Raw genomic sequence first — 13,418 nt, forward strand, 5'->3', positions numbered from 1 at the left:
AGAGAATATTACCTCATTTTCCAGGTTTTAGCCGAGTTTTCAACCTGTGTCACACATTTATACTACACGGAAGGGCGCTACTAGCACTCTTACTAAATACTACTTTTTGTGTGACGAATATAATACATTGGATGCGATTCCTTCGGAAAGCTTCGCTAACGCACTCCGAAGTAAGGATATTTTTGCAGTAGAAGTTGTACAAGTGCCTCTGAAAATATATCTAATGGCTGTATCTACCAAGAAATAGTTAACTATATAAATAAGAAATGTAGCAACTAAAATAATTTTAGCAGAGTAGGTACAAAGTAATGAAAAGTATCAGCCCTGAAGAAATAATAATTTTAAAATATAAATCACAAACTTTACGTGCTATCTATAATCCCTTTATTATAAAAAAGAATTATTCCGACATTAAAGCCAAACTAAAAGCCAAAGTTTTACCACGCTATGAAGCTAGAGTCAAAGAGTTAAATGAAGCTCAAAAAGCCCTAAATATTATTACCAGACAGTATGATGAGTTAAAATATACCTCTAAAGAACGATTAGAATGTTTCACAAATATAGCCATTGAAAACCGACAACTAACTCAAGAAAATTTCAAACTCAAGTCAGAATTAGAAACTTGTACCCAAAAATTACACCAAGCCGAACTCCATATTGAGGAGCTACTTAGACCAAACAATCAAGCGGATTAACTAACAAAATTACTCAATAAACTGCATCAAATTAACTACTATCTACCACTTAATTAACTCTACAATTTGCTTGTAGTAACAGTTATATAGAATGCTACCGCATTCCGATTGAGGCGTATTGTTCGCAACAACAAACCCAATAACTGATAACCAATAAATGTCAACCCTAAAGGTTAAAAACTACCAAGGACTGGCGACGACAACAAACTCAATTGAAGGAGCCGATCTTAGATGAACGACGCTTATATTGCCCAACAAATCCATTTGCTCAAGAAACTGACTGCACAGCAGGGCGAACCCAACTTAATTGAGAATAAACTTTGGCGGATTGGTAATAATGCTGGTTTTCCAGATATAGGCATTAACACAAAGCTTAGTGAGGAGCAAAAAGCAGCAGTTTACACATTCATCGAGGAGTTTGAGGTAAGTCCATCTGGCAAAGTTGCGATAGACAAATTCAACAAATTTAATTCTTCCCCGCAAGAAGTCCCCAGGTGCAACGAAGTGAAGGAACGGGTTCAAGATCAGCCACTAGAACCATAGCTGATAGCTGATAGAAAACTGCTTTACCAACCTTTGGAACGTAGAGCAGTTTTCCACTTTTGAACCTGTTTGCGTCTGCGGGACGTGCGATAACTGCAATGCCTACGACTGGCAATGCCTACGCGATCACACTATATTGTGCGATGCCTATGGCTGGCTATGCCTAACGGCAGGCTCCGCCAACGCCTACGCGCATAGCGCACATCAAGCACACTAGGCGATGTCTACGACGGGCTACGCGAACTGACAAGTCAGCGCCAGCTATCGCACTGTAACGATCGCTAACAACCACAATAGTTATGAATCAACAGTAAGCAATACAAATATTCATCAATCTCTAGGTTGCTATAACAAATTGAAAAATCTGTAACAAGTAAATTTATTTACCGTATTAAGTAAAACTAACTCCAATTAAATCGTTTATAGAAGTGGTAAAATTAAAGCTAGAATGTTAAAACCTAAATAATTTAAGCAGTACAAGCAATATAACTGATAATTACAATTAAATATTAATTTTAAAATTGAATCAATTTTAAGCAAAATAGGCTCATGGCAAGCGGTTTAACTAATAAGTAAAAACCAAGACAAACTCAGTTTTTTAATGTTTTGACTGTCAAGACTGTTATAGCTGTTGGACGGTAAAAACTAAACTCAATTATTAACTGTAACAACTGCTTAAATCGCATGAATATTTACGCTTCTTGTATTAGCGCCCCTAGCGTGGCGCTGATCCCAAAAGTAGCGTGATTGTTGAAATTCTTTTTTACTGTTACACTACCGTTCCTGACACTTCACTTGCTCAGTAAAGTAACACTGTAGCTACTGTAATTACTGTACGCTTACAAGGTTAAAATTAAACTCACTAATTATTAATGTGGGAAATTATAGCTAGCAGTGCATAGTGCGCTTAAGTGCGAACCCTAAAGTCAGCGCCAGAAGAACGCACTCACCAGTTGCTTAAATCATCACTCTTTTAAGTAGGGAATGTCAGTAATAATCTCTGGACTTCTGCTCACTAGGGCAGGCGTGAGCCTGAAATACGGCTTGCCCTCAAGGATTTAGATCTTCCGCGCAATTTGCAATGCAGCTAAATTAAACAGTTGAATTTCGCCTTGGAATTGCTGTTCGAGCACAGTCCTCAATCCCGAAAATAGATTTGCTCTCACTTGCGACTCTAAGGCAACATATTGTGAGCCGCTACTCAAATAATCGAGATACCGATCAACACTATAGGTTTGTTCGCAAGGAATGATCTCTGTGGAGGGAGGCTCAAACAATCCTGAATAAGAGACAGGTTTTCCCAAGCCTGCGACGATTTCAGCTTGTTTCTCTAGACCTTCGTACTCCGGTGCGATCGCGGGCGCTTCTGCTTGATACACCTGATTCAAGACTTGATACATTTCATGGCTCGGTTCAAGCGTCAGATTCCAAAGTAAAACGAGAGAACCATCCGCCCGTAAAGTCTGTGATGCTTGAACATACTTGATATCGGATGATATCCAGTGCCAAGCATTTGCTGCTAAGCTGCTACGCAGCTTGATTGTATAATGTCAAAATAATTAAGTAAGCTATTACAGCTATATATGCCAGCCAAGAATCATCTTTCTCAATACCAGAGGGAGCAGCTAGTTAAAACGCTAAAAGAACATGAAAACCCTTATGTAAGAGAAAAAGTTTTGATCATATTGTTGATCAACGATGGAAAGACTTACCAAGAGATTAGTGAATTTTTAAATATTGCATACCCAACAGTAGCATATTGGGCAGTTCATGGCGACCCCGATAATTTAGATAGTTTTTTAGATGGAAGGAGAGAAGGTAATTTTAGTAAAGTTACCCAAGAATATGAAAATTTATTATTAGAAGTTGTTGAAAAAGAGCCAGCAGAATATGGATATGAGTTTGGGAGATGGACAGCAGCAAGACTAGCGATCTACTTAGAACAAGTAACAGGAATTAAGTTAAGTGGTTCTCAAGTGAGAAGAAGATTAGAGAGAAAAAAGTACGTTTACCTTTGGGCAAAATACAGCCTGGAAGACAAACAAAATCCTGAAAAACGTAAAATATTTAAAGAAAAATTAGCAGAATATTTAAAAATAACGCTCACAAGCCCAGAGCGTTTACAGGTATGGTTCTGGGATGAAAGCGGTTTTAGTTTGAGAGTGATAAAAAGAAAAACCTGGGGAAAGAAAGGTCAGAGAAAGAAGGTGACGGGACAAAGAAGAAGAGGAAGAGTCAATATTATGGGAGGATTGCGTTATCACGACAAAAAAAGAATTAATTTTGTTATAAAAAAAGGAAATGCGGATACCTTTTACGAACAGATAAAACTTTTGAATACTTGGTTATTGCAAGAATGGGTAGAACAAGGAAATAAACCTGAAAATTTTACAAAGTGTTCAGCAAAAATAATCATTATTTTAGACAATGCCAGCTTCCACAAAAGAAAAGATATTTTAGAAAAAATTGCCGCAGAAATGCCCAACATTATTTTAGAGTTTTTACCGCCATATAGTCCAGATTATAATTTAATCGAATTAGTTTGGCATTCAGCTAAAGAATATATAGCTCATCGACTATTTGAGTCAGTAGAACAGCTAGAAGAGTTATTGAATAAATTGTTAAATGAAGGAGGTCTTATTATTAAATGGGAACGTAAGATTAAAAATAAAGGTAATGCTGTTTATTAAATTTAGCTGCGTAGCAGCTTAGTACAATGGAATACGCTTGCAGTTTAACTTGCCACTCCTCGAAAGATTGCTGAAAGAGTTGAACCTTCGGAAATGCTGCAAGACGACGTTCTGCCATTTGGGAGAATGCTGGATTTGGTTCTACCACATCAATTGCACATCCTAAAATCGCAAACTCAATTGTCGCAATTCCTGAACCTCCGCCGACTTCGAGAATAGTTGAATCAGCGGTCATGTGAGCGGCTTCCATCGCTCGCTGAATTAATGCTTCAGGATAGCGGGGTCTGCCTCGATCGTAAGCTTCCACAACTGGCGTGTACCAAACTTTCCTTTGCTCTAAATCGAGATTTGAATACTCATTGAAGATTTTGGCACTCATCCGCCATGACCCTTACGCGTGCGTGTCATAAAAAAGCTTAACCCTCAAGTCGCGTCTCATACCAAATCGAGCACATGGTTGCGATCGCACAGTCAATTCCAATTAAATGTTTTATTAGCGCCACGATAGGGGCGCTCAATAAAAAGTAACGTACTTGTTAAATTGCAAAATAACGCCTCGAAAATCCCTCTCCCCAGCTTTGTACCTTGCAATCAATTCTTGAGCATCCATAGTTGAGTTTAAAGTTTATTTAATTGTAAGTGTTACAGTAAGACAACTGAATGAGTAAGAATTTGCCCAATATTAATGTGCGAACTGACAAGTCAGCGCCAGAAGAACGCAGATTGTAAAAACTGGAAAGTGAAAACAAGTGTATAAACTGTAGAGTGAAAAAGCTTTGACCTTGTTTATACTGCGATAGCAGTTTTTTACGCTATTACCAGAGAGCCGATAGGCGCACATTAAACTTTATACTGTGCATAGTGCGATCGCACTATGCTGACTTGTCATTTCGCACATTCGATACTAATCAAATGTTGGATTAGCACAAAACTCTTGTTCTGATTGGAAATTTATTTGGACTATACAACTCGATTTAATCCATCAGAAGATGCCCTGCTATATTGGCTGCGAGAGCGGGTAGATCGCTCTATGCTTGAAGAAATTGCTATGGCGGATTATAGTTACAACTACGAGTTGCATTTGAGTGCATTACTGAAAGTGCATCAAGGTGAAGCATTGCCAGTTCCTATACCTTGGGAACCAAGGGAAGTGCTGGAATTAACTCGCTGGTCGGAACCAGATGATCTTTATATCGAGAAGTATAAGGTTTCTAAGAGTTTCAATAAGGGTTCTAAGGGGATTCCTGGTCATTTGATACGGGCGTTTGCCTGTACCTTGCTGTTGCGTGCTGTCGTAGAACCAGAAAACCGAAACTCTTTTGACGGCGAGAATTCAACAATTGTTCAGCTTGTCAGTAGTGCTATCCACCTAGGGCAAGATGCAGCCACAGCAACTGTTAGGTTTCTAGCATGGTGTGTCGAGCAAGTGCCTCATCACTATGAGACGGAAAGACCTTTCTACGTCATGGGAATTCTGTTGCTAGAGGTATTTCTTGCTCAGGGTAAGAAAAAGAAGAATAGTAAGAAAAAGAAGAATGCTAAGGACACCAAAAGCGAATCTCTACTTCTTCTTTGCGATTGGGTGATGGATGAGGAAGCTAAAGTGCGAAACAATGATAACGTGCCTTCTTCTGATTGGCTATTAGGTTTGACATTTTTCGACATCAAACACGACACCTGGAAATTACTTACCCGACAGCTATTGATCGAACCCATAGTTCCTCATAGTAAGAAAACAGTAGAAATCTTAGAGCTAATTGGTTTGTCTTTGTTAGAGAGTTAATATAACGATATCAGCGATTCTCTTGACCTTGTAAGTTGTTTCTGCCGATGCTGAAGTTGCAGTTAACAGTAAAGTTAGTGATGCGATCACCAAAGTTTTATTCATTATGAGCGTAGTTGCAAGTGCCTAGTTAATAATGCCCAATGAGCATCAAACTGAATCATCAATCCAGTTACAGCAATTGCAATCCCAATGCACCAGGGGCGGATTACTCCTGTCAAAAGGCATCTCACATTGAGGGCATCTCCCCGTAAAAAATGGGTGCGCGTCTAGTAACTCCAATTTTTCTTCTGGGGTCAGATAATTGTCTAAAGTGTCTGAACAGTCGTAGTACAGTTGTTGGCGTTTTAAAATTAGTTCGCCATCAATATAATCAACGCCATCTGGTGTCCACAACTCCTCTGGTTCACTATTAGGGTTAAGTCTGAAATCCAGGCAGCTACTACTATCAATACCGTAAGGATGAACGGCACAAACAAATTCTGTTGAATGTGCGTAGAACTGGCAGCGAAGCGCAAGCGCGACGACAAGTCGTTCGCAGTCGGGAATTTTTGACATTCTAGTAGCCCCACTATCGTGGTGCGTTATGAAAAAGTAGCTGACTTGTTGAAACTATTTTTCCCTGCTTTACTTTATTACTACCCTGCTTCACCTTCTACCCTGCTTTACTTTATTACTACCTTGTTACACTTTCTAACTAAAATTGCATTATGAAAAAGGGTAGGCAGTGGAACCAGAGCAAAGTTAGGCAGGTCAAAGACTTTAACTGTTATAGTATGCTCGCTCTCGCTCTTAGAGTGCTGTATTTATACCTGTATCCCAATCTGAAATTAGCCAATTATCTAACTGACCGCTATTCAATTACTACTTTTAACCCAAAACGCAGGTTGAAAAGAACTCAATGGTAGACACATAGATAAAGTGGTTACTACTAACATCACTTTTTGATGTAGTGATGAAATACTAAAATCAGTCAAGTTAAATGATTCCCCAAAAAAGAATGAAACTTACCTGCACTACCAAAAGTTCTTTATCTTCTATCGTTAATTCTGCTAAATATATTGCTACTAAACTACCTCTTAAAGTTATTGTCGCTTCAGCATTATTAATTGGCGTAACTTCCGGTATGGCGATTGATTCCTTTGTACTTACTGCACCAAGCTATGCCAAAACTGCTTCTCAAACCAAAGTTAGTAAAACTAAAAAGCGAGTTATAGCTAAGAAACCAGTTATAGCGAAAAAGCGAGTTACAACCAAGAAACCCGTGCAGGCTCAGAGTGCAGTTAAATTTAAGGATGCTAACTTTGAAGCTAGGCTTAGAGAGCAACTAGGCATTGTGGACAAGCCACTAACGTTAAATGTTCTGCAAGGGGTTACAGGACATTTAAATTTTAATGGCTCAAAAGTAACCTCATTAGAGGGGATTCAAGCACTTCGTAATCTGACTACAATTGACTTGCGTAACAACCAAATCAGTGATTTGAAACCACTAGCAGGTTTGACTAAATTAACTTATCTGGTCTTGGATAGCAACCAAATCAGCGATGTGAAGCCACTGGCAGGTTTAACTAAATTAACTACGCTGGACTTGTATAACAACAAAATTAGCGATGTCAAACCACTAGCGGGTTTGACTAATCTTAAAACTAGGCTGTTATTGAATGAAAACCAAATCAGTGATGTGACTCCACTCTTCGGTTTGATTAATTTGAATTTTCTGGGCTTGCGTGCCAACAAAATCAGTGATGTCTCACCACTGGCGGGTTTGACTAAATTAACTTGGCTGGAGTTGAGTGATAACCCAATTAATAACTGTCAATCATTACCCGAAAAACTTCGTTTCGCCTGCCAATAAATCATCTTGGCACTCAGTCATACTAGCCTTAAACTTAGCTTGGAAACAAAAGGATTCCTTGTTATAAAAAATTGTTGTGACCTCATAACAGTTGGATTAATTTGTTTTACTTCAAGGAATACATTTATTTGATTTTAGGAGAAAATAGTACAGTGAAACGTTGTCATATTTTAAGCACAATTAGTGGGTTATCTTTCTGTTTATTGCTTTTGAACGGTATCTGTGCACCATCTGCACAAGCTGGACGACCTGTGTTCAATCAAACCCCTCAAACAATCAATCGTTATTTTGGCGGTTATAAAACTCGACTAACAACCCCATCTGAAGTTACCTATACCTATGCTCCAACTAAATTTAAGCGGTTGTTTCCTAGGTTTCCACAAAGCAATTTTACAATTACTTTTGTAAAAAATAAAGCTAGAAAGATAACTCTTAATTTCAATGGAGACCATAAGAGTTATAGTGGCGGTAATAATTATAATCAGGCTACCGCCGCCAAATTTTATAATTATATCTTTGGCTATCAACCTCCTGTTTGGAAAGAATTATCATGGCACGTTTTAACCGAGGGCCTACGCGACTATGAGTATTGTTTAGGGGATGGGGTTAGTACCTATTTTTGGGTAGGGGGAGCCGACCAAGCTACATTTGATGCTAGTTTGCATTATGACTCTCGTTGCGAACCTCCTTCCAAGCAATAAGGAATCATTACTGCTACAACTTGCGATTGTTACCCTAGATTTTTGATCGAGGTGGTTCTAATGTAAGATCTCTCGCAACAAAGCGCGATCGCATTACGTTCTTGTACGCTTGACTATTAATGTTAAAAGCAAACTTACTTTTTAAAAACGAACTCACTTGTTAAAAGTTTTAAGGTTAAAACTTGAAAGTGAAATGTTTTAACCCTTGTTGGCTCTGCGCTAACAGATTGATTATTAATTATAATCCTGTATAAAGCACCCCAATAGGGGTGCAATAGAAAGAAGTAAGTTCACTTTCTTAGAGACAATATATGGCTAAAGATCTCTTTCATCAAGCAGTAAAAACAGCTTTAATAAAAGATGGGTGGAATATCACCAATGACCCTCTTACTATTCGGATCGATCGCATTAGACTAGAAATAGATCTAGCTGCTGAAAAAGTGTTTGCAGCCGAAAAAGAAGGAATTAAAATTGCTGTGGAAGTCAAAGGCTTTCTCAATCCTTCCGTCATTAACGACTTTCATGCGGCGTTGGGACAGTTCTTGAACTATCGTCTTGCTCTGCAAATGACCGACCCAGATCGCATTATATATTTAGCTGTTCCGACTGATATTTTTAACGTTTTCTTTCAAGAACGTTTTATCCAAGCAGCAATCGATCAATATGAACTAAAAATCATAGTCTATGACCCTAAGTCAGAGGAGATTTTGCAATGGAAAAACTAGAAAAGTACCGCCAAATTATTCGAGACTTACTTGCTACTCATGCCAGAACAACTGAAGATGAAATTGAATGTCAAATCATTTACGATACAGAACACGATCATTATCAACTTGTAGATGTTGGTTGGCAAGGTATGAATCGGATCTATGCTTGCTATATCCATATAGATATTAAAGATGACAAAATTTGGATTCAGCATAATATGACTGAAATTGATTTAGGTCAAGAATTAGTCGCTCAAGGTGTTCCTGCTGCTGACATTATTCTAGGTTTACATCCTCCCTATAAACGCCCTTATACAAATTATGGTGTTGGTGACTCTCAAAAACAATTACTTAACAAAATAGAATAAAAACAGAAGATCGCAGCGTAAAAAGGGGAAAGTCAATTAGTTAAGTGTCGAGGTAAGTTATGACTGTTTCTCAACCTGAACAAGATTATTTCCAAACCTTCATTAATGCTGAAATTAGTGAATCGGATGCCGTTAAAGCTGCACAAATGCTGCTAGAAATAGACGAAGGTAAGAAACGAACAACAACTAGAGAAAAGCAAATTTTCCTACAAGGAATATTCTACCAAATTAATACGCTCCGCGATCGCGTGCATATGCCGGAGGCGCGATTCGTGCGAAGAGTGCAAATCGCTTTGCGTTGCCGTAGGGAAATCACAGTATTCGTAGTTCCAACAGTTGTTACAGTTAGACTGACTAAAACAGTTGGCAATACTGAAGCAAGTGTAACAAGGTAGAATTTGACCCCTTTGCACCCCCCTTCTCTACAAATTCTGGGCGATAGCCCACCATTCGACTAAGAAGTGGTTAGTACAGTTCTAATGCCATAATTAAGTTATTCCTTTCTACGTGATTGGAAACATGGGGTGTCATCTGAACTTGTTCACGGCAAGATGACACCCCATACTTTAAAAGATTGTTTATTACTTCTCCTCAGATAATGACAACCACAAAGTTTAATATTTTATTAATTATTGCCGCAATAAATGTTGTATAAAGATTCACAATATTAGGACTGATTTAATCAACATAATTGTAAGTATTTATATTCATTATTGAGTATATAATTTAGGCATAACAATTTTTACTACAATTAATAACATGGATGATGAGATAATACTCATTGGTGACAAGTTAAGCCTGTAACTGTTTTGTCAAGAGGCTTTCAGAGAATTGTTGAAAAAAAACTGGTCAGACCCTCGTTGAAGATTGGGAAAAGGAGCGACAATCAACTTAACATTGGGGTTTCGTTGCTGTTTGATAATACCTAAATCTCGATTTTCGGGATCAGCAAAATACTTAACGGGGTCTGTTGCCTTACCTTTCTGATGAGCCATAGTAAAATGATAAAGACCGCGATAAATCATTTCTAATGAAATCTCGTCGAAGGGGAGAGCAAGTTCATCTGCTACGGCATCACCTAAATCTACTAAAACCGCATAAAATAACCAGGTCGCCCAAATTTGTAACTTAATTCCATTGATTGAACCCGTCCATAAATAACTTAAACCTAAAAGCCTCTTGACTGTGTTAAAAGCATCTTCAATCCGCCACCGCCGCCGATATAAATCTGCTACCACATAAGGGGGTAAAATATTAGGGTCTAGGACGCTGGTTAAATAAGAATGCCAGGTTTTTCCTGACCTGACTTCAATCAAACGCAAGGTAATAAATGGAGTCTTCTTTGTGCCAGAACCAAAGCGTATCTTCCGATCTCTCAGTTCATAACTATCGGTAAATATTTGTTCTACTTTGATTGCTGCTCCTTTTTTTATTCTCGTTATAAAATCTACTTTTTTCTCAATTAATTGAAACCAAAAATTAAAGTGATAAAACCCTCTATCCAATAACAGCAAGGTGTTTTTTGTTACTAAATTTAGAATGTTTTCTTCAAGTTTAATATCAGAAGCTTTAGAATTTTCTTCAAACCAAATTTCTACAGGTAATCTAGTCATTAAATCAATTACTGTACTCATTTTTCCGGCTAATTGCCCTCTTTGAGTCTCTTCTAAGCTTTTTAACTTCCTAAACAATGCCTCCAATGTTGACCCATCTACTATCCAAATCTTCTCAAATTTTGACAAGGTAAATTGAATACTTTCTGGCAATGGACGTTGATTTCTACTATGCCAAGTTGCTCTTAAACTCGGCAATAAATCTTTAAATACTTTTTCAAATAATTCAGATGGAAATGTTAAAAATCTTTGTGATACCGCTTGTTGACTAACTTTTGTGGGACTACACCACAGAAAACCATCTCTGGCTAACATTCTTGTTAGTTCTCTGACTCCTGCCACATCTCGCCACAGCAAGGTCAACACCGCCGCCATCATCAACGGTAAATTCAGTATCCGTTCTCTGAGTCCTAATTTTCGGTAGTAATTTTCTTGATTTGTAATGGCTGGTGTCAGTAATTTTTCCAATTGCTTGGCTATTACTTCGTCTTCCACCAGTGGTCGTTGTTTCTTTTTCGCATGGTCTCGATTGGTTTTTCGGCTTTGTGTCATGGCTGGTCTAAATCGCTCAACTACTTGTCTAGACTGAGTTTCTCACGATTTTTGACCTAGCCAAATACCACCCTTGACAATTTTCTCTTTTCCTTAACTTGTCACCAATGGAAAATTACTGCGGTCTGTAGGTAAGGGTATGTTGTTGATGTGGGACAGGGGATTACACTCATTTAAGATGGTCAAAGCTACCTTAGACCAACAATGTCACATTTTAGGGCGTGTTCCGGCACAAGTTAAGTTTGAGGTTGTTAAGGTTTTAGCTGATGGTTCTTATACCAGTTGGATTGCTCCTGACCAAAAATCTAAGCGCAAAGGAGCTACCCCCATTCAAGTTCGTGTCGTTGAATATGTAATTGAAGAGAATTCAATTGAACGCAAGTATCGTTTGATTACGGATTTAATGGATATTGAGCAGTTTCCAGCTTTACTGTTGGCGCAGTCTTATCATTGTCGATGGGAAGCTGAGAATACTTTAGATGAATTGAAAGTCCATCTTAATGGTCGTAAAACTCCTATCCGTTCTAAAAAACCTCGCGAGGTAGTCCAAGAAATTTATGGATGGTTATTACCACATTACTGTATACGTCACTTAATATTTCATGCTGCCAAAAATGCTGGCGTTGCTCCGACATCTTTAAGTTTTACTGGAACTCTTAAGGTAATTCGCCGTGCTATTCCTCAGTTTCAACAAGTGACATCGGGGGAAAAGCCGTTATTTGTGAGTTGGTTATTTGCCGAAATTGTAGACCAAACCATTGCACCTAGACAATTAAGAAGTAATCCACGTGTTGTTAAGAAAACTCGCTCCAAGTTTGGGGCGGTTAAACCACATCATCGAGGTCGAGGGACTCACTTACAACAACTTAACTTATCAGTCGTACTGGTAGCTTAACCTTAATTTTTCTAGCTCTCATCGCACCGAAGTTTAACTTTTTTATCATAAATTACTTTTTATCCTAGTTCCTTAGATCTGGGAGACTTTAGTCTGCAAAGAAGTAAAATTCGGAAATTTTATGTTCTCGTACTTAAAACGCGAACAATTATTCCTCTTCCTCCTTAACCGAGCAGTATTGCCACTTGTCCCAGAGAGCGATAAGCCTCGCTTAAGCCTTAGAAGCGAGACGAAGAGCGAACGGAAGAAGATCCTCAACTTGAATCTATAAAATTGACGGTGGGATTTGTTTTAGCGAAACTAAACCATTGTCTTCAAAATCAATATCCAGATGATATCCTTCCATTAAAGCCGTTCCCAATAAAGGTTTAAAACCCGATGCTAAAATAGGGACGAATTTTTCTTGATCGTCCCAAACAATTGTTGCTAAATGTATAGATAACAACGCCTCCCTACCATCGGCTAATCTGGCAAGGGTAGTGGAATATAACGGCAGATTCATCGCACTGACGGCTTGTGGCGGTAAGGTAAGATGGTCGTTGAATCCAGTATCAATAATAAAATCAATAGAAAAATCTGGTTGTGTCGGTAAACGAAAAATTACTGGCACTACGGCTTTCCTATCAATCAATTTTCCGTTAATCATTTGACAGTCCGCTCGCTTGCTCCCCCAAAGCTGACAGCAACATCATAACCAATCCGCATCGTAAATAATCTGGCATTAGGTTTTTGATGCTTTAACTTTAATGCTGTTTCTACACCAGTTTGATCAATTCCGTATTCGCCCGTTTCCGCATCAATGACAATCATTTTTCCAATGTTATCATTACACTCCACTTGTTGACGAATGCCATTTTCGTAAAAGTGTTTGGCTCTTTGGGCAACTTCTTCTCCAGTCCAAAAAATAGCCTGCATGATCATTACACCTGCTTTGTTCTGTTTAATTATTTTAGCTCTAAACGCGCTTTTTCACTTGTTAGTCAATGCAACTTTTTTGGTGCAGTTCGCGCCAGGGC

At 38.4% G+C, this 13,418-nt stretch carries 17 protein-coding genes and 1 pseudogene; 11 read left to right on the forward strand and 7 right to left on the reverse strand.

Going from position 1 to position 13,418, the window contains the following annotated elements:
• Positions 1-46 precede the first annotated feature (46 nt).
• From CRI9333_RS26420 to CRI9333_RS01940, 3 genes are all read left to right on the forward strand, one after another.
• Complete coding sequence (locus CRI9333_RS26420) at positions 47-247, forward strand: hypothetical protein (protein WP_157462229.1); 201 nt, start codon at positions 47-49, stop codon at positions 245-247.
• A gap of 61 nt (positions 248-308) precedes the next feature.
• Complete coding sequence (locus CRI9333_RS01935) at positions 309-695, forward strand: hypothetical protein (RefSeq protein WP_015201516.1); 387 nt, start codon at positions 309-311, stop codon at positions 693-695.
• A 231-nt stretch (positions 696-926) separates the two neighbouring features.
• Positions 927-1,238: a hypothetical protein gene (locus tag CRI9333_RS01940; protein WP_015201517.1), complete on the forward strand. Its 312-nt coding sequence runs from the start codon at positions 927-929 to the stop codon at positions 1,236-1,238.
• Positions 1,239-1,401: 163 nt separating this feature from the next.
• Here CRI9333_RS01940 and CRI9333_RS27985 read toward each other — a convergent pair whose 3' ends face one another.
• Positions 1,402-1,530: a hypothetical protein gene (locus tag CRI9333_RS27985; protein WP_269667504.1), complete on the reverse strand. Its 129-nt coding sequence runs from the start codon at positions 1,528-1,530 to the stop codon at positions 1,402-1,404.
• Between the two features lie 766 nt (positions 1,531-2,296).
• A complete protein-coding gene (locus CRI9333_RS01945) occupies positions 2,297-2,638 on the reverse strand; it encodes a hypothetical protein (protein ID WP_051035327.1) in 342 nt (113 codons plus the stop codon).
• Positions 2,639-2,821: 183 nt separating this feature from the next.
• Here CRI9333_RS01945 and CRI9333_RS01950 point away from each other — a divergent pair, with 183 nt between their 5' ends.
• Positions 2,822-3,928, forward strand: coding sequence for an IS630 family transposase (locus CRI9333_RS01950; RefSeq protein WP_015201518.1), 1,107 nt, complete (start codon positions 2,822-2,824; stop codon positions 3,926-3,928).
• Here CRI9333_RS01950 and CRI9333_RS01955 read toward each other — a convergent pair.
• Positions 3,900-4,307, reverse strand: a complete 408-nt coding sequence (locus tag CRI9333_RS01955) for a class I SAM-dependent methyltransferase (protein WP_051035328.1) — start codon at positions 4,305-4,307, stop codon at positions 3,900-3,902. The genes CRI9333_RS01950 and CRI9333_RS01955 overlap by 29 nt on opposite strands.
• A gap of 576 nt (positions 4,308-4,883) precedes the next feature.
• On the opposite strand from CRI9333_RS01955, the gene CRI9333_RS01960 reads away from it, so the two are divergent.
• The gene (locus tag CRI9333_RS01960; RefSeq protein WP_015201519.1) at positions 4,884-5,711 is read left to right on the forward strand and encodes a hypothetical protein; all 828 of its coding nucleotides are present in this window, start codon (positions 4,884-4,886) and stop codon (positions 5,709-5,711) included.
• Positions 5,712-5,861: 150 nt separating this feature from the next.
• Here the strand turns inward: CRI9333_RS01960 and CRI9333_RS01965 are convergent, their stop codons facing one another.
• A complete protein-coding gene (locus tag CRI9333_RS01965) occupies positions 5,862-6,269 on the reverse strand; it encodes a hypothetical protein (RefSeq protein ID WP_015201520.1) in 408 nt (135 codons plus the stop codon).
• 442 nt (positions 6,270-6,711) lie between these two features.
• On the opposite strand from CRI9333_RS01965, the gene CRI9333_RS27195 reads away from it, so the two are divergent.
• The 5 genes from CRI9333_RS27195 (at position 6,712) to CRI9333_RS01990 (ending at position 9,737) form a co-directional block, all read left to right on the forward strand.
• The gene (locus CRI9333_RS27195) at positions 6,712-7,566 is read left to right on the forward strand and encodes a leucine-rich repeat domain-containing protein (protein WP_083890045.1); all 855 of its coding nucleotides are present in this window, start codon (positions 6,712-6,714) and stop codon (positions 7,564-7,566) included.
• A 209-nt stretch (positions 7,567-7,775) separates the two neighbouring features.
• A complete protein-coding gene (locus CRI9333_RS01975; protein WP_198013601.1) occupies positions 7,776-8,267 on the forward strand; it encodes a hypothetical protein in 492 nt (163 codons plus the stop codon).
• Positions 8,268-8,578: 311 nt separating this feature from the next.
• The gene (locus CRI9333_RS01980; RefSeq protein WP_015201523.1) at positions 8,579-8,992 is read left to right on the forward strand and encodes an element excision factor XisH family protein; all 414 of its coding nucleotides are present in this window, start codon (positions 8,579-8,581) and stop codon (positions 8,990-8,992) included.
• Positions 8,980-9,342, forward strand: coding sequence for a XisI protein (locus CRI9333_RS01985; protein WP_015201524.1), 363 nt, complete (start codon positions 8,980-8,982; stop codon positions 9,340-9,342). Before CRI9333_RS01980 ends, CRI9333_RS01985 begins: the two co-directional genes overlap by 13 nt.
• Positions 9,343-9,401: 59 nt before the next feature.
• Positions 9,402-9,737, forward strand: coding sequence for a hypothetical protein (locus tag CRI9333_RS01990; RefSeq protein ID WP_015201525.1), 336 nt, complete (start codon positions 9,402-9,404; stop codon positions 9,735-9,737).
• Between the two features lie 417 nt (positions 9,738-10,154).
• Here the strand turns inward: CRI9333_RS01990 and CRI9333_RS01995 are convergent, their stop codons facing one another.
• Positions 10,155-11,453: an IS4 family transposase gene (locus CRI9333_RS01995; RefSeq protein WP_083890046.1), complete on the reverse strand. Its 1,299-nt coding sequence runs from the start codon at positions 11,451-11,453 to the stop codon at positions 10,155-10,157.
• Positions 11,454-11,619: 166 nt separating this feature from the next.
• Between CRI9333_RS01995 and CRI9333_RS02000 the strand changes: the two are divergent.
• Positions 11,620-12,402: pseudogene (locus CRI9333_RS02000) on the forward strand (transposase); the annotation flags it as partial.
• 265 nt (positions 12,403-12,667) lie between these two features.
• Here CRI9333_RS02000 and CRI9333_RS02005 read toward each other — a convergent pair.
• The gene (locus CRI9333_RS02005) at positions 12,668-13,048 is read right to left on the reverse strand and encodes a clan AA aspartic protease (protein WP_015201527.1); all 381 of its coding nucleotides are present in this window, start codon (positions 13,046-13,048) and stop codon (positions 12,668-12,670) included.
• On the reverse strand, positions 13,045-13,317 hold the full coding sequence (locus CRI9333_RS02010) for a hypothetical protein (protein ID WP_015201528.1): 273 nt from the start codon (positions 13,315-13,317) through the stop codon (positions 13,045-13,047). Before CRI9333_RS02010 ends, CRI9333_RS02005 begins: the two co-directional genes overlap by 4 nt.
• Positions 13,318-13,418: the final 101 nt, after the last annotated feature.

Source organism: Crinalium epipsammum PCC 9333, from assembly GCF_000317495.1.
Lineage (GTDB): Bacteria > Cyanobacteriota > Cyanobacteriia > Cyanobacteriales > PCC-9333 > Crinalium > Crinalium epipsammum.